Origin of the sequence: Victivallis lenta (assembly GCF_009695545.1) — a bacterium.
Lineage (GTDB): Bacteria > Verrucomicrobiota > Lentisphaeria > Victivallales > Victivallaceae > Victivallis > Victivallis lenta.
In genome coordinates this window covers 97,693-118,207 of sequence record NZ_VUNS01000016.1, presented here as the reverse complement: position 1 = coordinate 118,207, position 20,515 = coordinate 97,693, and the positions used below count along the sequence as shown (strand labels likewise).

At 63.0% G+C, this 20,515-nt stretch carries 11 protein-coding genes; 5 read left to right on the top strand and 6 right to left on the bottom strand.

Features of this window, described 5'->3' with window-relative positions:
- The first annotated feature begins 81 nt into the window (after positions 1-81).
- The 5 genes from FYJ85_RS14515 (at position 82) to FYJ85_RS14495 (ending at position 6,666) form a co-directional block, all read left to right on the top strand.
- Positions 82-1,101 (top strand): LacI family DNA-binding transcriptional regulator, encoded by a 1,020-nt coding sequence (locus tag FYJ85_RS14515; RefSeq protein ID WP_106053688.1) that lies wholly within the window; start codon positions 82-84, stop codon positions 1,099-1,101.
- A 39-nt stretch (positions 1,102-1,140) separates the two neighbouring features.
- A complete protein-coding gene (locus tag FYJ85_RS14510) occupies positions 1,141-1,923 on the top strand; it encodes a type II secretion system protein (protein WP_154419313.1) in 783 nt (260 codons plus the stop codon).
- 17 nt (positions 1,924-1,940) lie between these two features.
- The gene (locus FYJ85_RS14505; RefSeq protein WP_154419312.1) at positions 1,941-3,227 is read left to right on the top strand and encodes a hypothetical protein; all 1,287 of its coding nucleotides are present in this window, start codon (positions 1,941-1,943) and stop codon (positions 3,225-3,227) included.
- Positions 3,228-3,248: 21 nt separating this feature from the next.
- Positions 3,249-5,540, top strand: coding sequence for a hypothetical protein (locus FYJ85_RS14500; RefSeq protein ID WP_154419311.1), 2,292 nt, complete (start codon positions 3,249-3,251; stop codon positions 5,538-5,540).
- Between the two features lie 136 nt (positions 5,541-5,676).
- On the top strand, positions 5,677-6,666 hold the full coding sequence (locus FYJ85_RS14495; protein ID WP_206213206.1) for a GIN domain-containing protein: 990 nt from the start codon (positions 5,677-5,679) through the stop codon (positions 6,664-6,666).
- 924 nt (positions 6,667-7,590) lie between these two features.
- Here the strand turns inward: FYJ85_RS14495 and FYJ85_RS14490 are convergent.
- From FYJ85_RS14490 to carB, 6 genes are all read right to left on the bottom strand, one after another.
- Positions 7,591-7,980 carry a hypothetical protein gene (locus FYJ85_RS14490; RefSeq protein ID WP_106053692.1) on the bottom strand — a complete coding sequence of 130 codons (390 nt, stop codon included), beginning with the start codon at positions 7,978-7,980 and terminating at the stop codon, positions 7,591-7,593.
- On the bottom strand, positions 7,977-10,100 hold the full coding sequence (locus tag FYJ85_RS14485) for an MlaA family lipoprotein (RefSeq protein WP_106053693.1): 2,124 nt from the start codon (positions 10,098-10,100) through the stop codon (positions 7,977-7,979). Before FYJ85_RS14485 ends, FYJ85_RS14490 begins: the two co-directional genes overlap by 4 nt.
- Before the next feature lie 17 nt (positions 10,101-10,117).
- A complete protein-coding gene (locus FYJ85_RS14480) occupies positions 10,118-11,359 on the bottom strand; it encodes an MGH1-like glycoside hydrolase domain-containing protein (RefSeq protein ID WP_106053694.1) in 1,242 nt (413 codons plus the stop codon).
- Between the two features lie 107 nt (positions 11,360-11,466).
- On the bottom strand, positions 11,467-15,297 hold the full coding sequence (locus tag FYJ85_RS14475; RefSeq protein ID WP_154419309.1) for a glycosyl hydrolase: 3,831 nt from the start codon (positions 15,295-15,297) through the stop codon (positions 11,467-11,469).
- 190 nt (positions 15,298-15,487) lie between these two features.
- Entirely contained in the window at positions 15,488-16,906 is a 1,419-nt protein-coding gene (locus FYJ85_RS14470) for a PP2C family protein-serine/threonine phosphatase (protein ID WP_106053696.1), read from the bottom strand.
- A 36-nt stretch (positions 16,907-16,942) separates the two neighbouring features.
- On the bottom strand, positions 16,943-20,149 hold the full coding sequence (carB, locus tag FYJ85_RS14465) for a carbamoyl-phosphate synthase large subunit (RefSeq protein WP_154419308.1): 3,207 nt from the start codon (positions 20,147-20,149) through the stop codon (positions 16,943-16,945).
- Positions 20,150-20,515 lie beyond the last annotated feature (366 nt).

Sequence of the window (20,515 nt, the reverse complement as noted above, 5' to 3'; positions counted from 1 at the left end):
TTTCTTTTCTTTTCCGCTTGCCTTTCCTGTCCCGATTTGGTATAATTATACTATCTAAATCGCATTAGACAGGATTTCCGCATGCGTCCAACTCTGAAAACCATTGCCGGAATCGCCCGGGTGTCGCCGGCAACCGTGTCGTTGTGCCTGAACCGGCATCCCGTCGCCCGGACGCTCTCCGAAGAGACGCGGAACCGGATCTGGGCGGCGGCGCGGGAGTGCAATTACCGGCCGAACTACATCGCCAAAGCGCTCAGCCGCGGCAGGACCAGCAGCATCGGCCTTGTCGTCGCGGATCTTAAAATCGTCCGGCAGGCCAACTTCGCCTCCGAAATCATGACGCTGGCGGCTGAACGCGGCAACCATCTGCTGATCGCCTCGACCCATTTCTCGAAGACGAAGGAACTCGAAGCGTTCCTGAGCCTCAAGGAGCGGCAGGTGGACGGGATCATCTTCCAGTTCGACTCCCTCTCCCCCGACACGGAGGTCTACCGGCAATGCGTGCGCGAACAGTTTCCGGTCGTCAAACTCTGCCGGGACGAGCGGCTGCCTTTCGTCGTGCCCGACAGCCGCCGGGCGATGGAGCAGGCGGTTCTTCTGCTCCGGAATTCCGGCGCAAGGCGAATCTGCGGAATCATCGCCCCGATCGTTCTGGAAGGACACTGCACCGCTTTCGAGGAGGCGTGCCGGAAGCACGGAGTGGATTTCGAACTGGTCCCGCCCGATGCCGGCAGCCAGTCCGACAGCTACAGCGACGGGCTCCTGGCCCGCGTCGCCGGCCGTGACGACTGCGCCTTCATCAACCTCGGCGCCTATAATCTGTTCCGGCTGCAGAGACTGATCCGAGGCGAGCGGCGGCTGATCACCTTCCTCGACGAATACGACCCGGTCATCGAACTGAACGAGCCGCTGCTGGCCGGCATTATTTTTTCCCATTTCCGGCGGATTCTTTCAACGGCGGTCGAGGTTCTGCTTGAACAGATCGACCGTCCGGAGAACACGCCGGAACAGAGCAACATCATAGAGGAGGAGTTCGTCACCGTACCGGAATTCAAAAGCCGGACCGGCTGCGAGAGGAGATTACGGGAACGTTTTTTTTAGCGGTATTGTCGCCAACTGCAACTGTACAGGGAGAAGAAAATGAGAAGAAGCTTCACTTTGATCGAGCTCCTGGTCGTCATCGCAATCATCGCCATTCTCGCCTCCATGCTGCTTCCGGCGTTGAACCAGGCGCGGGAAAACGCCCGCGGAACTTCCTGTAAAAGCAACCTCAAACAGGTCGGCCTCGCCCTCCAGCTCTATGCAGGGGACTGGAACGACACCTATGTTCCGGCCAGTTACAACGGCAGCAACTTCTTCTGGTCCGGCGTCGTGGTGCGCGGCGGCTACCTGCCCTACAAGGCGATGATCTGTCCGAGCCGGAAACGGATTCCGGGCAACGGCAGCACGTTCTACAACGACTGGTGGACGAAGCCGGCCAGCTGGCAGAACCAGCTGGCGCAAGCGAGCGACGCCGGCTGGCAGCACCCGGACTACGGCATCAATCACCAGTATGTCGGCGGCGTGAAAAGCAGCAAGTTCCCGCGGGCCTCCCGGACGATCATGGCCGCGGAGGGGGCGCGCGAAAACCGTTTTTCCGATCCCGGGCTCGAACCGCTCGGCAACTACCGGATCGCGGCGAATTACCAGACCAGCGACCCGTGCATCTGGCCGGCCCACAAGGGATACACCGAAGTCAACGCCGTATTTGTCGACGGTCACGTCGTCTCGCAGCGGAGCCCCGTGGTCGGAGAGTCCGGCGCATCGTGGCTGATGAATACGCAGGGCAGCGCGGTCGCCGGGCCGTGGACCTCGTACAGTTATCCGTCCAAAGCCGCCTGGAACTGCTGGATCCGTCACGACGGCTACTATTATTACCCGTAACCCCGGAGAGATCATTCATGTTCAAGCTTCCGTCTTTGCTCGTTCCCGCCCTGCTTCTGTGGAACCTTTCGGCCGGAGATGCCGGTCTGCCGGCCGCCGCCGAAAGCGTCAACCGGAATCTGTGGAGCCGCTTCATGAGTCCCGATTCGGTGCTCTACGATTACGCCGGTCCGGCGGGCGAAGTCGTGCTGCCGACTCCCGAGGAGTGCCGCAGACACATCCCGAACGGCCTCGGCTGGTGGACGCCCGTCGAGAACGGCGGCTTCTTCACCGGCATGTACCTGATTGCGGCCGCCGACCGCTACCGGCAGAATCCCACGGCGGAGAACCGGGAAAAGGTGAAACGGCTGGCAGGCGGACTTTACAGGCTTCAGGATGTCGGGAAAACCCCGGGCTTCATCGCGCGCGGCATCGGGACGGACGGCGAGTGTCACTACGCGGCCTCCTCCAACGATCAGGTGTTCCCGTGGTTCCTCGGGCTGTGGAGCTACTGGAACACCGACATCCCGACCGATGCCGAACGGGCCGAATGCGCCGGCCGGATGGCCCGTCTCGCCGGGGAACTCGAGAAGATCAACTGGCTCATTCCGGGCGATATGCCGGATTTCACCCGCGGCTGGTGGCTCGGGGAAAATTTCTGCTCGGCGGTCCACCTCTCCTCAGTGACGCGGATCATGTACGAAGTTACGAAGGACGAACACTGGAAAGAACTGCATTACCGCTATTTGAACGAACCCGACCGCAAAGGCGTCCGCCGCCGGGACCGCATCGCAGCCGGGATGGACGACCTCGCCCCCTGGTCGGCCTGGTTCAATTCGAATGCCCAGTACGCGGTGCGCGAGCTGTACCGGCTCGAAACCGACCCGGCGCTCCGGGAACTCTACCGCAAAAGTCTCCGGACCAACGCCGAAAAAGCCGTTCCGCTGCTGTCGCTTCACCGCAAATACGATACGGCGGCAACCTACGCCTTCACGCCGGACTGGCACAGGATGATGCCCCCCTGGCGCGAACAGAAGAACGAGCGCGACGCCCAGACGCTCGCGCTTGAACAGATCGGAGTCTGGGACAGGGCCTGCCCCGCGATCGCCGTCGAAAAGGCGTCGCTGAAGCCCGCCATCTGCGCGGGATACATCATCGTGCTCTCGGAACAGCCGGAACTGATCGAACAGCATTGGCCGCAGATCGAAGAGGTGATTCTGCGCTTCAATTACGACAAACTTCATTATTCGGCCTTCTTCTATGTGGAAAACGTCATTTACGACCGGGCCCGGAATGGAGAAAAAACGAAAAAAACACCGCGTTGACGCAATCCGGGAGGATGACGCATGAGACCATTTCTTGCCGTTCTGTTCCTAACCGCCGCCCTGCTTCCGGCCGGAGAGGTCCGCATCCTTCCCGGCGAAGAGTGGAAGGCCGCCGACCTTTCGGACCTCGTGATCCGCGAAGGCAGCGCGCTCGATTTCTCCGGCCTGGTTCCGCGCGCTCCGGCCGGAAGCTCCGGGCGCGTGATCGCCTCCGCCTCCGGCGGCTTCGCATTCGAGCGGGAGCCGGAGCGGAACGTCCGTTTCCTGAGCTTCAACATCCTGCCCGACATTTCGATGCGCGAAAGCCAGCTGAAAGATAAAAAAGATCTTGCGCTCTATGCCGACGTGATCCGGCGGCACGGCTACAATATGGTCCGGCTGCATTTTCTCGACGGCTACCTGATGGGAATGGGCAAGATCGAACGAAAGCGCGAAGGCACGCTTTTCGACGATCCGGCGACAATCCCGTTCGACGCGGAACGGTTCGACCGGATTCATTACTTCCTCTCCTGCCTCAAGGAGCGCGGCATTTACGTGCTGCTCGATCTCGGCACCCACAACACCGGGTACACCGACTCCTATCCGTGGAATACGGCGTTCCGGCCGTACGAGTTCCCGCTGCGGCTCATGGTCGACCCGGCGTTCCGCGCGAATTACCGGGCCGGAGTGCTGAAGCTGCTGACGACGGAGAATCCGTACACCGGGCTCTCCCTGGCCGGGGACCCGATGGTCGCCTGCCTCGTGCTGTTCAACGAACAGTCGATCAACATCCACGCCTCGCGCCTGTCGGCCGATACGACCGGGCCGGTCAACGAAATCCTCGGCCCCGGCTGGCAGGCGTACCTGAAAAAGCGCTACGGCACGATGCAGAATCTGCGCGCGGCCTGGAAGGATGTCGAACTGCCGGCCGACGCCGGCTTCGGCACGCTGCCTCCGCTGACCGGCCCAAACTTCGTCCGGGGAGAGATGGGGCGCGATATGGCCCGCTTTTTCCTCGAAGTCCAGCAGGAGACCACCGGATTCCTGCAAAGCGTGGTCGCGGAGTCCGGCTACAGGGGACTGACGACGCACTGGGACTGGCAGCAGTACCAGTATATGACGCCGCTGCGCGGCATGATGCCCGTCGTTTCGAATCACTGCTACTGGGCGCATCCGAATCAATGGGTCCGCAGAGGATCGACGATCGAGCAGATCAGCGCGGTCGGGAAGGAGGCGTATTTCATCCGGGCGCTGGCGGTCGCCCGCTTCCTCGACCGTCCCTATCTGGTTTCGGAGTACGGTCACGCCTTCTGGAACCGTTTCCGTCATGAGCAGGGACTGCTGGTTCCGGCTTTTGCGGCGCTTCAGGGGTGGGGCGGCATCTCCCTCGCCCATCAGTCGGTGATTTTCGGGGAGCGGCCGATGGTCTCCTTCAACAACTGCGGCAACGACCCGGTCAGCCGCGCTTCAGAGGTGGTGAGCACGCTCGCTTACCTGCGCGGCGACGTCGCCCCTTCCCGGCACACGGTCGAGCTTCGCGTAACTGAACGGGAGCTGTTCGACCGCGGGCGCGGATATGCGGAGAATTTCAGCCCCGTGCTCGGCAAAATCTTCCCGCTCTGCCGGATCGGGCTGAAATACGAGGGGAGCACGCCGCAGCCCGCCGGGGCGGAATATGTGCCCGATCTCATCATCGGCGCCGAAGAAATCATCCTTCCCGGCGGCAGGCGGATTCCGCGCGACAGCCGGAATCCGGACCGGCAGGCCGTCGCCGTCATGCGCGAAACCGGCATCCTGCCCGCGGAAAACCGGACCGACATGGCCCGGCGCATCTACGAGAGCGACACCGGCGAAATTCTCATGAATTCGGCGGAGAACGGCTTTGTGCTGACCACGCCGCGGCTGGAGGGGGTGCTGGTCCGGGAAACGCTGCCGGTACGGGCGGATAAGCTTGAGGTCCTGAGTTCGTCGGTGCCGGCCATGACGGCGGCGGCGTCTCTCGATGCGGCAAAACCGCTGGGAGAGAGCTCGCACCTCCTCATCGTCTATTCGACCGATGCGCTCAACAGCAGCATGCGTTTCACGTCGCCGGACCGGACTGTGATCGAAGAGGTCGGCGAACTGCCGGTGCTGATCCGGACCGGCCGGGCGAAGATCGCCGTCCGGAACCGTGCATTGCGCAATCCCGCCGCCTACGTTCTCGGGTTCAACGGGGAGCGCAGGGAGCGGCTTCCCATCCGCCGCACGGAAGATGGGAAACTGCTTCTCGAATTCGACACCGGGAACTTTGCCGGAGGGCCGTCGCCGTTCATTGAGATCACCGGGCAGGAGTAAACGCCGCCGGCAGCGTTCCCGCCGCTGCCGGAGGCATTTATCGCGGAAAATCCCTTTTTCATATTGTATTTTTCTTCGGCAAAGTATATTATACACCAGTTCCAGTCATCACTGCTCTCAAAAAGGGATGGGCATCATGAAAAAAACGGCCGGATTCTTCGCGTTTCTCGGAACGGTTTCCTGGTCAGTCATCAGCGGCTGCGGCGCCCCCGCCGTCGTCGGCAATGGAGTCATCACGGAAAGGGACGTCGATCCCGGCAGCGTTTCGCAGCTGAAGGTCGGCGGAGAGTGGCTGGTCACCATTCTGCCGGATGCGGAACAGGAGCAGTGCGTCGTCGTCATCGACGAAAACCTGCAGTCGGAGATCTCGGCGGAAAACAGCGCCGGCCTTCTGACCGTGCGGGTGAATGCCTCCATCCGTCCGAGCAGGCGGCCGGAGCTTCGGCTGTCGCTCCGGCAGATGCCGGAAAAACTGGCGTTTTCCGGCTCTTCCGCGGTCGAGGTCGGCGGAAAGGTCACAACAGCAACCGAGTGGCGGCTCTCCGGCGGCTCGAAAGTGCGGATTCCGTCGCTCGATGCCGACCGGCTTCAGGTCCGGGCGAGCGGCTCGACCGATTTCACGCTTGACGGCAAACTCGAAACAGCCGATTTCAGGCTTTCCGGCAGTTCGAAACTGGCACTCGGCGGCAGTTGCGGCACGCTCGTTCTGAAGCAGAGCGGCAGCTGCACCGCGACCATCGGGAAATGCCGGACGGCGGAATTGCGCCTGAGCGGCTCAAGTTCGGTGCAGCTTGAGGCGGAGAAACTTCTCGACGTTCAGGCGAGCGGCGCCTCCCGGATTCTCTATTCGGGCGAACCGGAAGTGAAACTGGAGCTCTCCGGCTCCGCCAGGGTCAGCAAGCGGCAGGCCGGAGCATCGCCTGCGGCAGTCACTCCGGCAGCAGCAGCCGGAGCAGTTCCCGGCTTTTTTCCGGAGAAAGCTCATCTCCGCCGCTGCCGCCGTTTGCAGCGAACGGCACAGTCAGATCGGAGCAGCCGAGGTCGGTCAGCAGCCGGTAGTAGGCGAGCCGCCACTCCTTCCGCGTGTCGGCCAGCTTCATCTTCAGTTCGACGGCATCCGGAGTGAGCTCGGATTTCCGTTTCGCCTGCTCGAACTCATCCCATGCTTTCCGCAGGCGGTTCAGCGACAGCTCGATTTCGAACGCGATTCCGACCGCCGAACCGAGGGCGGCCAGCTCGCGGCAGTCGCGGTTCGGCGAAGCCAGCTGCACTTCAGCCAGCCGGCGCGGCAGGCGGTAAAGCAATTCGGCCAGCAGCGGAATCTCCGCCCGCTCCGAACCGATTCCGGCACGAACTTTTCCAGGCAGCTCCGCCGGGAATCCCGACAGCGTCGACTCGCTCCGGCTGCGGGCCGCATAACGCTGCAATCCGGCCAGGTCGAAAACCAGAAGCCGCGGCTCCGCAAGGCTGCCGAAGGAGAATTGTTCGAGCGCTTCCGTGTCAAGCCCGGTGGCAATCCGCAGCTCGAGCAGCAGATCCGCCTCCTCCTGGCGCAGCTCCGGCGTGCCGATGCCGCCCGACAACGCGATTTTTTCGCGGACGGCGGCCAGCTTCGACCAGTTCGCCGCTCCGGCGAATGCCAGCAGCTGCGCAACGCGCGGACGACGCTCTTCGACCAGATCACTGCCGGGCGGCGCCGAGAGGATATGGTTGTAGGCGATCGCCCCGTCGAGCAGCTCCGGCAGCCGGTCAGCCGGATAATCCGCCCCGGCGCGAAACTCCTCCGCGATTCCGGGCAGCCGCAGCAGCATCGTGTTGTCGACATGCTCCACGGCGATCAGCCGCAGCGATTCGACCGTTTCAACATCAAGCTGCTGCCGGGCGGAGAGTTCCAGCGCGGCGCCGAGATCGAAAACCGCAGCGGCCGCGGGAGGCGCAGCCGCAGCGGACGGCGAAGGTTCCGGCGGCGCGGCGGCACAGCCGGCCAGAAGCGCCGCTCCGATGCCGCAGGCCAACAACCGCAGCCGCTGCCGGTTCCGGTCCCGCCTGCTCATTGCGCCTGCGGGATGAATTTCAGCACTTCCGGCATGGGCTTTTCGGTCTCGAACGTCCAGCCCATTCTTTCGGTGAGAAATTCGCCGCCGAAGTGCATCGTGATGATTTTTTCGGGAGTCCTCCAGATGATCTGCGCTTCGCCGGTACGGTCCCCCTGATACTCGATCTTCACCTCCGGGTCGGTCTTCTGGACGAACCGGACCTCCTCTTTGTTCAGCGCTTTGCCGGGTCTGCCGAGCAGGCGGCGCGCCTGGGTCACAAGCTCCTGCTCCTCGCTCTGCGTGAGGATCGTATAGGTCTGCCCGTTGACGGTCATGGTCGGGGCGCAGCCGCAGAAGAGGCTCAGCGCCGCCGCGGCGATTCCAATCAGAATTCCGGTTTTCATTTGCATACACTTTCCGTAATGACAGGTTCGTTGTTCGTTTCGGCCAGATCAAGAAGCGTCTGCTGGACGCTTTTCACATACAGATTGCCGAGGTGTCCGCCGCAGTCGAACCAGACCAGCCGCCCGCCGAACGTCCGGTCCAGGAAACGGCGATCCTCCCCGGAGAGCAGGAAGTCATCCGCGCTGTGCACGACGCGCACCTTCGGATTCGCCGCCAGCGAATCGCCGAAAGCCCGCAGATTCGACTGCGCATAAAGCTCTTCCAGCGTCAGCGGCGCAAGTTCCGGGGAGATGAATTTTTCGGCATACTCTTCGAAGCCGACCCGGTCGATTTCACGGTAGAGCTCGGTGCGCCTGCCCCAGCGGTACTCCGTCGAAAGCGCCGGCAGCCCCTTTTCGCGGTGCGCCGTGAACAGGAGCCCGCGCATGGAAGTCTTGAAATAAAGCGCCGCCAGATAATCCGCCTCCTCCTGCGAGAGCGGGACGCCGTAGTTGAACGGCTCTTCGCCGGGATTCTCCGGATCGTAGGACGGATAACGGTTCTGCATCGCCCCCATCGCCTTGCCGGCGATTTCGATCACCGTCGCAACGGCCTTGTCCGCATCCCAGTCGCGGCCGGTTCCGGCCAGCGCATCAGCCTGCTTCATCGCATAACGCAGATCGACCGGCGGATTGATCGCCACATAACGGTCGATGCAGAGCCGGTTCGACTGCTGTTCCAGCTCCGCCACCTTCAGCGTGTGCATCGCGCCGAACGAGTACCCCATCAAGGTGATCCGGCTCCGGAACGGGTTGAACAGTTTCTCCTGCTTGAGATCGTCGAGCACGAGGGTGATCGCACGGCGCACGTTTTCTCCGTCCTGCGGCAGAAATCCCGGCAGTACGCCGCCGGTGGCGAGGTAGAACTGCCAGGTGAAGGTGCTGTCCAGCACGGCGACCGACCAGCCGCTGCGGTAAAACAGCTCCGCCAGTGCGGTCGAGGTCATGCCGGAGTAATCGCCGCCGATGCCGGGCAGCAGAACCAGCAGCTTCTCCGGCCGGCCGCCGTTTTCGCCGGCGAGCAGGCGCTCCTCCGCCGTTTCGGGTGCGGCGTTCTCCGCGTGCCAGTAGCCGTAACGCAGCGCCGGCAGCTCCTCCCCGAACCGGATCTCCCGCACATCGCATTTCTTCGTGAAGTCTCCGTTGAAGACCGACAGCCGGAAATACCACGGGTCGTCGTCATTCTGCGGCTGGAACATCGCCACGCGCATCGTGTCGAGCACCGGGCTCTGGGGGCGGAAACCCGGAATCGTCCGCCACCCGGCCGACACCCACTCCGGTTTCGGCGCGACAGGCCGGTCCGGCGGCAACTCCGGCCGGATTCCGGCCTTGCGCGCCTCGGCCGCCGCATTCAGCGCATTGTAGAAATACATCTTCAGCTGCAGCTGGCGGCGCAGAAGCATCATCTCATGATAGGTCTTGTAACGGTCCGCACTGCCGGCGACTGCCTTTTCGTAGGCGCGGTGCGCCACGACCATCCGGTTCAGCGCCGTCGCGTAACCCGCGTACGGGATGTAGGTTTTGATGTCGAACGCCATGTCGAAGATGCTGCCGACGCCGTCACGCACGTTCAGCGACGCCATGAACGGCAGGATGAACGTGCAACCCGGGCCGATTCCCCACGCCGCGAACATCTGCCCGAAATCCGACTCGGTCGAGTAGATGTCGAACCACGCTCCGGCCGGGTCAAACAATCCGGCGATGCCGACGGTCGTGTTGATCAGAAAACGGCAGAGCTCATCCCACGCCCCCCCGAACTCGGCCCGGCCGAGACAGCTGAACGCCCGGGCGGGAAATTCCAGGTTCACGCAGAGATTGTTGAACTTCTCGATCGCCGGGCGCGGCAGGATCGAAGTGTAGACCCGGCCGAGCGGATCGACGACATATTCCATGCCGAAATCCGTCACCGCGAACATCGAACGGTTGAATCCCTCGACCGGGTCGTTGCCGGACAGGGCGAAAGAGAGTTCGCTCGGCGTCCACGGCCCTTCGGCCGGAGCCGGTTCCGGCGTGGAAGCACAGCCGGCAAACAGAATCAAGGCCAGCACTCCGCCGGTCAATCGCAGCCAGGAGTTTTTCAAGATGCCCCTCCTTTTCCTCACGGATGCATAAGCAGCGCAAGCAGATTCCAGTTCAGGAAGCCGGGCCCTGAAATCCCTTCTCCGGTTTCGCCGCTGTAATATTCGTGCAGTACATTGTTCCGGCGGCAATCCTCCGCGAGATTGCCGACCACGTTTTCGGCCAGCTGCGACGCCTCGGCTTCGAAGCCGTAGCGCTTGAGCCCGAGCCAGACCATGTAACAGCTGATGATCCAGACCGGCCCGAGCCAGTTCGACGGATTGCCGCGCGAATCGTCCGGGCGGTACATAACCTCATCCGCCGCGAGGGAGCGGATGCCCCACGGCGTCCAGAAACGGGCCGGATTCATGAGGTGCTCGCGCACCATGCGCCCGGCCTCCTCCTGCCGCGCAATACCGCACCAGAGCGGCAGGAACGAGCTCCACGCCCCGATTTTCAGCGGCAGGACCTGCCAGAATGCGTCAAGCGACGCATTCAGCGTGAACATGCTGAATTTCGGATGGGTCGTGACGCACTGCACGTCGACCGTGTAGTAGAGCCCGTCGCGGCGGTCGTAACAGCAGCGTCGGACCGCTTCCCCGAGCGCATCCGCCTCCTGCCGGAAAAAGCGGACGCTTTCGGTATCCCCGATCCGGCCGGCCAGCGTTTCCGCGGCGCGAAAATCGGCGTAGACGAGGCAGTTCAGGTAGATATGCGCGCTCGACTTCGGCGGCCGCCCCCAGGCGGTCGGATCGTCGTCCACGCCGATCGCCGCATCGGTATTCCAGACAAAAAGCCCGGTCGGACAGCTCCGGGAGCGGTTGATCCGGCATTCGGCAAGGCGGCGGAGGCCGCGCAGCAGCATGGCTTTCTCCGCATCGTCGAACGCGCCGCGTTCCTCGAGCAGCAGCGCAAACTGCGCATGGATCGGCTTGCCGATATTCTGCCCGGGATTGCGGGTTTCGAATACATCGACGCCCTCGCCGTCGAGCAGGATCGGCATGCTGCCGTCGGGCGCCTGATAGTCGAAGAAGGTCAGCAGCGACCCCTTCGCGTGTTTCAGCACTTCGGCGGAAAACGCGTCATCCTTCACTTCCGCCGCGATGCCGAGCAAAGCGACGGAAGCCCAGTAGGAATCCCAGTCCCACAGGTTCCGGGCATATTGCGCGCCGGGATCAAGGTAGGGACGCTTCAGGCCGCCGCAGGGGGAATTGAACATTTTACGGGTCTGCTTCAGGGCCAGTTCCAGCAGGACCGCTCTGTTTCCGGAGAAGGGAGGCATGTAGAAAACTCTTTCGTTGTCAACGCTTACTGTTCCATATTACCGGATGTAATATAGCGCGCCTTCCGCCAATTGCAACGGCCTGCCGGGACGAAAAAAGAATCCTTTCAGAAATCCTGCCGGACCACGGCGCCGGTCAGCAGCCGGACCGGGCCGAGGAGTCCCGACGCGAGCGGCTTGTCATCTCTCGCCCACCCCTTCCAGGTCGACCAGGTGTAGCGGCCGCTGCCGGAATCGGAGCGGTCGGATAAAACCCACTCCGGAAAGCCGTCGCGTTCCGGGTCCCTGCCGGAGAGCTGTTCGTCGCCGATCATCCGGTTCACAAGCAAATTGGTGACCTCGACCTGAAGCTCGTTCATCCCGGGCTTCAGCCGTTCCGTCACTTCGACCCGGAACGGCGGCTTCCAGAGCAGCCCGAGGTCGGCGCCGTTCAACCTGACCCGGGCCAGGTTCTTCACGGCGCCGAGCTCCAGATAGTGACGCCGGCCCGCGCCGGTCACCCCGGCCGGAAGTTCGAAGCGCTTGTGATAGACCGCCGTTCCCGAAAAATACCGGACGCCGTCGTCGGCGTGGTCGCTCCAGGAAATCAGCTCGGGCAGTTCGATCCGCTCCGGCGCTCCGAGTCCGGGCGGAAACGACAGCGACCACTCCCGGTCGAGCGCCAGCGGCTCCGGAAGAACGCCGGACGCCGCTTTCCAGATTTTCCCGCCGGGAAGGCGATACTCCGCTTCACCGGGCTGCAGGAACAGCACCGCACACCGTCCGTCGCGGTCGATGAACGGCTCCGCGCCGCCGCCGGGAACGAAGAAAGCGGCGGAGAGCGAAACCTTCGCCCACTCCGGATAAACCTTCGTGACGCGTTCCCCCCGATACGCATATTCGAGCAGAAGCTCCTTCGGACGGTCCGGCGCCGGATCCCCGCCGAGCGTCGGATTGTCGACGATGAAGTCGAGTCCGGCGGGAGTGAACAGCTTTTTCACCTCGTCCGTCACGTCTTTGCCGTTTTCCTCGCCGCGCGGCCGGTAGACGGCCCGCACAATCTCAATCGGAAGCGCCGCCGAACGGTCGTACTTCCCGGCGTCGAGCGACACCCGCCCGTATTCCGGCGTCCTGAGTTCGTGAAGCACGCCGTCGCCGCCCCGGAATTTCAGCAGCAGCACCTTGTATCTGCCGGGCGCCGGGTCCGCGATGCCGAACGATTTGGTATTGACCGGAAAGTGGAGGCCGGAATCGTCGATGAGACGCCGCACGGCATCGGTCACCTCCGCGCCGCCCGCCGCTGCATCGCGCTCGCGGTAGAGCGCTTCAACGACTTCGAGCCGGGCCGGAACCGGCGCTGCCGGCGGCAGCAGGTGTTTTTTCGTTCCGGCTTCCGGGGAGAAAACGACAAAAATCGATCCTTTCGGCGGCAGCCGAAGCTGGACAGCGGTACGGCCTCCCTGCGTCTCCCAGACCGGGGCCGGAACCGTCTCCCCGGTGGCGGGGTCCCACAACTCCGGGGCGACTCCGGTCACACGGAAACTGACCGTGCCGCAAAAGCTCCGGTCGGAACCGCTGCTGACCAGATAAATGTCGCGCTCCCCGATCTTCCGGTGCTGGAATCCGAATTCGACCGGGCCTGCGAAATCCGGCGCCAGCTTCAGCGCCCGCACCGCATCGGCCACCTTTCCGGCCGGAATCAGCCGGTCTTCATAACGGCCGCTTTCCCAGAGGTCGGCGACGAGCCTGCGATACTCCGCTTCGCTCCCCCGATCCGCCAGCGTCGGCGAACCGAGCGGCGCGACTCCGGCGACAACAGCCCCCGCTTCGAGCAGCTCCCGGACGCGCCGGAGCACGGCCCGCGACAGATAACGGTCCGTGCCGAGGGAGAACAGCGCGTAGCTGCGGCCGTCCGGGAGAAAGATCCGGCCGTCGCGCACCGTCAGCCGCGAAAGCAGGGTTTCGACGTCGCAGTAATCGAAATCGTATCCGTCGAGACCGTTTTCGGCCGGAAAGCGGTTCGGAACGGATTCGCCCGACAGGACCAGCACATCGGCGACGGCCTGCCCGGACTGCAGCAGGTACTGGCCGCGGCGCACGTAGTCGAGCCACGCGCCGGCCTCGCGGAACCAGGTGTTGTTCCGGTTGAAGTGCGCGCCGTGACGTCCGAGCGTAACGCCGGGACGCACATGGAGCCACGGCTGGTGGACGTAGCTGTGCAGCATGAAAAGATTGATTCCGCGGCACCAGGCGCGGTCCCCGTACTCCTTGAGCTGATACGGGTCCTGCAGCCAGCGCCCCGGCAGCGCATCGGTCGTGAACGCTTCGGCTCCGATCGTCTTTTTGCCGTAAACCCGGCCGATGGAAGCGGCGAGCTTGTCGGGCGGCGCGCCGCCGATCCAGAACTCCCCGGCCGGCAGATCCGCGCTTTTGCCGCTCTGCATCGATTCGAACGGCCCGCCATACGGTTCGAGGCAGCTCAGAAGACCGCTTCTGCGGCAGAGCTCCGTGAAGCGGCCGAAGTAGTTTTCCGCAAAAAGTTCGGCGACCGTCTTCTGGAAATCGTAGAGAAAACGCGCCGACTCTTCCGGTGTGCCGACCGCATAACCGAGTACGGCCGGCAGGTATGGCTTCAACGGGTAGCCGCGGCGCGTTTCGAACTCGCGGTCAAGGCCGTCCGTCCAGTTCTGGCCGCCGACCTCGTAGCTGTCGATGATGCCGTAGCGCAGAACATCGAACCCCTTCGTGTCGGCCAGATATTTTTCCATCATGCCGGGCCAGTGGGCATCGAGCCCGCGGCGCGAAAGCTTGTCGCACTCGAGCCCGGAAAGCGAGGCCGGAGCGTTTCGCTTGCCGGTCGGCGTATGGCCGATGCGGAGCAGCTTCCAGGTTCCGGGCGGGACCTCCCATTCGAGCTGTCCTGCGGCATTGAGTTTTCCGGTCAGGTCGATGATCGACTCCGGCGCGATCCCGGCCGCGGCGGCGTATCCGGCCGCCGGAGGACGGAAGCCGAAGCTCGAGCCGGAGGCGTTTTGCAATTCGATCTGCGGAATCATCGCCTGCCCGGTGAACCGCACCGATTCCAGCCGGACGTCGGCCGGGCCGATCCAGACCGGCCGGACCCGGTCGCGGAAACGAATCCGGGCCGAACGCGCCTTGACCGGCCGATCGCCGAACGGGACGTACTTCGGACCGCGCTGGTCGTTGTGAATGCCGAAATCGAATGTTCCGGCCTTCGTGAAATTCACGCCGTCCGGCGAGAGCTCGATTTCACCGCGCACATAGAGGTGGGTCTCCCCGAATTTCAGTTCCGCAAAGCGAAGAGGCGTCAATTCGGAAAAGTCGAAACGCAATTCGGCGGAACTGCCCTTCTCCTTCAGCGGCAAGCTGAGGGGAAATGACGGAAATTTCGTGAATGTGGCGGAAATTTTCGTCACTTCCGGAGACGGCGCGGCCGGGAAGGCCAGCAGCGCGACATCGCGGTAGTAGCCGTTCCGGATCTCCGGCTGCGGCAGCGTGACGGTCCGCTTTCCTCCGCCGGCGACCTCCGCCTCGGAAGAGACGAGGAACTGCATCGCGTCCTCCGGCCGGATCCACGGTCCGCCGCTCGACGACCAGCCGGGACAGTTATGCACGCCGGCCTGCAGTCCCAACCGCCGCGCTTCGGAAGCGAAATGACGGACGTTTTCCCGCCACTTCTCCGTCAGGATCGCCGGACCGGAGGGCATACGGCTCATGGCGGCCGCGAACAGGTGCACCGTGCCGATGCCGGCCTTCTTCATCGCTTCGAGATCGGCGGTGATGCCTTCCGGCGTCACGAAATTGCTCGACCAGTGATACCAGGTGTGGACCCGGTATTCGGGGGGAGGATTCGCGAACCCCTCCCGCAGGGAATCGGCGGCGCAGAGGCGGCCGGCCAGCAGACACAACGCGACAAACGAGAAGAACACGTTTCGCATATCACCCACCCTCCATGTGCATGCAGAACATCACGACAATACGGAATATAACAGCGCATCCGGACCGGTGTCAATCCGGAAACGGGATTTTTCCGGAGAAAATGGCGAGGCGGCTCCATCTGCAATGCGTGCAGCATGAAAGGAATAATTGAACATGCAGTTTACGGACGGCTGCGGGTTCAGAGCGGCCTTACGCCTTGCCGGTGTGGCGGATGAGCACGATGGTCTGGTCGTCGTTCTGTTCGACCTCGTAGTTGATCACCGCCTCCATCACGCGGTCGATCACGGCCTGCGGCGAACCGCCGAGCTCGCACGAATCCTTGAACACCTCCGAAAGCCGGGTGATTCCGAACTCCTCCTGCTCCTTGTTCAAAGCCTCCGTCAGGCCGTCCGAATACATGATCACCGAAGTTCCCGGTTCGATCGCCAGGCAGATCGTGTCGAAATTCGCAAATTCGTCCGGCAGGATCCCGAGCGCCGAGCCGGCCGGCGAAAACGTCCGGATATGGTCGTGAACGTAGCTCACCAGGTCCGTATGCCCGGCCCGGCCGAACTCCAGCAGCGAATTCCGCTTATCCAGCAGACAGCAGCCGAGCGTGATGAACCGGTCCGCATCGGTGTCGCGGAAGAGCTTGTCGTTGATCTGCCGCAGGAACTCCCCGAGCGTCGTGAAGCTTCCGGCGGCGAGACAGCGCGCATAGCTGCGCGTCATGGCTGTCAGCATGCAGGCCGGAATCCCCTTGCCGCACGCATCGCCGATGATGACCAGCAGCCGATCCTCATCAATCTCCACAAAATCGTAGAAATCGCCGTTGACCTCCTTGGCCGAACGCGTATGGGCGTTGACCGAAAACTGATCCCAGGCCGGGAACGCCTGCGGCAGCAGCGACTGCTGGAGATGGCGCGCGAATTCGAGCTCCTGGTCGATCCGCTCCCGCTTGCTGATTTCGCTGTAAACCTTGACCAGATTCTGCACCATCTGCACCTGGCCCGAAAGCAGCCGCAGCCGCTCGAACTGTGCTTCGGAGAACGGACTGCCGGGGCGCAGACGGTTCGTCGCCGCACAGACGACCCCGACCAACATCCCCTCCCGCAGGAGCGGAATCGCCATGATGCTGCCGAAATTCGCAAAATCCGGATATTCGACGAAACGCGGGTCCGCCGCCGCATCCGGCACAAGCTCCGCCTGCCGCGTCGTCGCCATGCCGCCGAGGAACCCCTTGCCGATCGGAACCTCCTCGCGGCGCAACGCCTCGAACAGATGATGATGGCGGGAGAAAAGCAGCTGGTTCGAACTGTGGATCAGCGGATACGTCCCGCAGACTCCGGTCACCCGCAGCTCATTGCCGGAAACCTCGTAGATCGCCACCGACTCCGCGTCGGTCTGTTCCGCGACGTGGCGGGCGGCGGCGTGCATCGCGCCCTCCACGCCGTCCTCCTCCTGGAGCCCGGTCGAAAAGCGCGAGAGGAAGTTTGTGATCTCGCGGCGCCGCTCGTTCGCACGGTCCAGCGCCCGGCCGAGTTCGATCGTGCGGCGGAAATAATGCACCGCCGTCAGCGTGACCGGCAGCAGCAGAATCACCAGAAAGATGATAATTCCCGCAGTCATCGATACAAACGTTCCTCTCCCATGCGGCCGGCGGCCTTACCGGCCGGCCTGATATTCCTGCAGCGACTTCAGCGGCGACTCGCCGTGCTTCGCCTCCTTGATGCCCGCGGCGGTCGCCCTCGCGGCCGCAATCGTGGTCATGTACGGAATCTTGTACTGGATCGCCTTCATGCGGATATAGCTGTCGTCGATCTTCGAGAGACGGCCGATCGGCGTGTTGATGATCAGCGTGATCTGCCGGTTCTTGATCAGGTCGGCCACATTCGGCCGCCCTTCGTTGAGCTTGTGCACCTCGGCGGTTTCGATACCGTTCGCGGTCAGGAACTTCGCGGTTCCCTCCGTCGCGACGAACTTGAAGCCGAGGTCGCGGAGCGTCTCGATGATCGGCAGCAGATACTGCCGTTCACGCTCCGAAACGGAGACCAGCACCGTCCCGTCGAGCGGCAGCTTCGAACCGGCCGCCTGCTGCGACTTGAAGTACGCCATGCCGAAACTCGTCGCCAGCCCCATCACCTCGCCGGTGGCCCGCATTTCGGGACCGAGCACCGGGTCGACTTCCGGGAACATATTGAACGGGAACACCGCCTCCTTGACGCCGAAATAACTCTGCGGGTGCGGCTTGAGCACATCGGCGAACTCGGCAAGCTTGTGCCCGAGCATGAGGCAGGTCGCGATGCGGGCCAGCGGAACCCCGGTCACCTTCGAAACGATCGGAACCGTGCGCGAGGCGCGCGGATTCGCTTCGATGATCCAGACCTGATCCTCGCAGACCGCGAACTGGACATTCAGGATGCCCTTCACACGGAAATCCTTCGCAATCGCCGCCGCCTGTTGCTCAATCGTGTCGAGGTGCTTCTTCGGCAGCGTCACCGGCGGAATCGAACAGGCCGAGTCGCCCGAGTGGATGCCGGCCAGCTCAATGTGCTCCATGACCGATGCGACATAAGTCGCATCCCCGTCCGAAATCGCATCGACCTCGCACTCGATCGCGTTGTCGAGGAAGCGGTCGATCAGCATCGGGTATTCGGGGCTGACCTGAATCGCCTCGATCGCGTAGCGGGTCAGCGTCTCTTCGTCATAGATGACCGCCATGCCGCGGCCGCCGAGCACAAAGGAGGGACGAACCATGACCGGGTAGCCGATCTCGCGCCCGAGCCGGATCGCCTCTTCGAGCGAACGGGCGATGCCGCTCTGCGGCTGCTTGATGCCGAGCGCGATCATGCGCTCGCGGAAATATTCGCGGTCTTCGGCCAGCCGGATTCCCTCCGGCTGCGTACCGATGATCTTCACGCCGGCGTCTTTCAGCTCCTGCGCGATGTTGAGCGGCGTCTGGCCGCCGAACTGGACAATGACGCCCTCCGGCTTCTCTTTCGCGTAAATCGCAAGCACGTCCTCGGTGGTCAGCGGTTCGAAATAAAGCTTGTCGCTCGTGTCGTAGTCGGTCGAAACCGTCTCGGGATTGCAGTTGATGAGAACCGATTCATACCCTTCGTCGCGCAGCGTAAAGGCCGCATGCACGCAGGTGTAATCGAATTCGATGCCCTGGCCGATCCGGTTCGGACCGCCGCCGAGCACCATGATCTTGCGGTTCGAGCTGACCGGGACCTCGTCCGGCGCGCCGGAGTAGGTCGAGTAATAGTAGTCCGCATTCTCAACGCCGCTGACCGGAACCAGGCAGAACGTGGCGGCACAGCCGAGCTCAAGACGGCACTCGCGCACCTCTTTTTCCGAAACGCTGAAGAGTTTCGCGAGATATTTGTCCGAGAAGCCGAATTTCTTGGCCTGAACGAGCAGCTCGTCCGGCAGTGCCATCCAGGTGTAGGCCGCCAGCTTCAGCTCGAAGTCGGCCAGCTCCTTGATCTCCTGCAGGAAATAACGGGTGATCCGGGTCAGGGCGCACGCCTCGTCGACCGTAAGCCCCTTCTTGAACGCCTCGTAGAGGTGGAAAAAACGTTCGCTGGAGGGAGAGGCAACCAGAGGCCGGAGCTCTTCGAGCGAAAGTTTCTCGATTTTCTTGACCATGCCGAGCCCGGCCCGGCCGATTTCGAGCGAACGGATCGCTTTCTGGAGCGCCTCCTTGAAATTTTTGCCGATGCTCATGACTTCGCCGACCGCCTTCATCTGCGTGCCGAGCCGGTCCTGGGCCTGCGGGAACTTCTCGAACGCCCAGCGCGCAAACTTCACGACGACGTAATCACCCGACGGCGTGTATTTCTCCAGCGATCCGTCGCGCCAGTACGGCAGCTCGTCGAGCGTGATTCCGGCCGCCAGCTTCGTTGAAACACTGGCGATCGGGAAGCCGGTCGCCTTCGAGGCGAGCGCGCTCGAACGCGAAGTGCGCGGATTGATTTCGATGACGATGATGCGGCCGTCTTCGCGATTGTGCGCGAACTGGACGTTGCAGCCGCCGATGACGCCGACCGCGTCGATGATGCGGTATGCGTAATCCTGCAGCCGCTGCTGGACCTCTTCCGGCACGGTCAGCATCGGCGCCACGCAGAAGCTGTCGCCGGTATGCACGCCCATCGGATCGACGTTCTCGATGAAGCAGACGGTGATCTTGTCGCCTTTCGCGTCACGGACGACTTCGAGCTCAAGCTCTTCCCAGCCGAGCGCGCACTCTTCGACCAGCACCTGGTTGATCAGCGAGGCAGCCAGCCCGCGGGCGACCACTTCGCGCAGCTCCTCGACGTTGTAGACGATGCCGCCGCCGGTGCCGCCCATCGTGTAGGCCGGGCGCAGGACCACCGGATAGCCGAGCTCGTTCGCGATCTTTTCGGCCTCTTCGACCGTGTAGCACGGCTCGGACTTCGCCATCGGGACGCCGAGCTGGTTCATGGTCTCCTTGAAGATGATGCGGTCCTCGCCGCGCTTGATCGCATTGAGGTCGACGCCGATGACCTGAACATTGTATTTATCGAGAATGCCGTTGTCCTGCAGCGAAATCGCGAGGTTCAGCGCGGTCTGCCCGCCGAGATTCGGCAGCAGCGCGTCCGGACGCTCCTTCGCGATGATCTTCTCGATGCTGTCGACGGTCAGCGGTTCGATGTAGGTGTGATCCGCCATGCCGGGATCGGTCATGATCGTGGCCGGGTTCGAGTTGGCCAGCACCACCTCGTAGCCGAGCCCGCGCAGCGCCTTGCACGCCTGGGTTCCGGAGTAATCGAATTCGCACGCCTGCCCGATGATGATCGGCCCCGAGCCGATGATCAGCACCTTCTTGATGTCTTCCCGCTTTGCCATAAATTCCTTCTTCTCTGATTTGCGCGGTGTTCCGTTCTGTCACGCCGGCCAGACTGGAAATCCCGGTGCCGTATACAAATCAGCGAAAGAAACGCACAACACGTCTCTTTCGCCAGAGAGCCGGCCGCTCAAGATTTTAACTCCGGTTTTACCACTGCTTCGAACACTGCTGTATGTTAATTAAGTCCGTACACAAACCAGAGATGTAATATAGCATCCGAACCGGACCCTGTCAACCCCGGGCCGGGAAAAAGCCGTACGGAACCGCTCCGTGCAGAGCCGGCGGCGCCGGAGCAGGACGGAGCGCAGGCGGCACCCGGCGGCATCCCGGCGTTTTCCCGCTCCGGATGCGGTTTCCGCCGCCCC

Excerpts from the sequence above, each read along its gene's own strand:
- FYJ85_RS14500 (WP_154419311.1), top strand. The coding sequence starts at position 3,249 with ATGAGACCATTTCTTGCCGTTCTGTTCCTAACCGCCGCCCTGCTTCCG.
- FYJ85_RS14505 (WP_154419312.1), top strand. The coding sequence starts at position 1,941 with ATGTTCAAGCTTCCGTCTTTGCTCGTTCCCGCCCTGCTTCTGTGGAAC.
- FYJ85_RS14475 (WP_154419309.1), bottom strand. The coding sequence starts at position 15,297 with ATGCGAAACGTGTTCTTCTCGTTTGTCGCGTTGTGTCTGCTGGCCGGC.
- FYJ85_RS14495 (WP_206213206.1), top strand. The coding sequence starts at position 5,677 with ATGAAAAAAACGGCCGGATTCTTCGCGTTTCTCGGAACGGTTTCCTGG.
- FYJ85_RS14510 (WP_154419313.1), top strand. The coding sequence starts at position 1,141 with ATGAGAAGAAGCTTCACTTTGATCGAGCTCCTGGTCGTCATCGCAATC.
- carB (WP_154419308.1), bottom strand. The coding sequence starts at position 20,149 with ATGGCAAAGCGGGAAGACATCAAGAAGGTGCTGATCATCGGCTCGGGG.
- FYJ85_RS14490 (WP_106053692.1), bottom strand. The coding sequence starts at position 7,980 with ATGAAAACCGGAATTCTGATTGGAATCGCCGCGGCGGCGCTGAGCCTC.
- FYJ85_RS14470 (WP_106053696.1), bottom strand. The coding sequence starts at position 16,906 with ATGACTGCGGGAATTATCATCTTTCTGGTGATTCTGCTGCTGCCGGTC.
- FYJ85_RS14480 (WP_106053694.1), bottom strand. The coding sequence starts at position 11,359 with ATGCCTCCCTTCTCCGGAAACAGAGCGGTCCTGCTGGAACTGGCCCTG.
- FYJ85_RS14515 (WP_106053688.1), top strand. The coding sequence starts at position 82 with ATGCGTCCAACTCTGAAAACCATTGCCGGAATCGCCCGGGTGTCGCCG.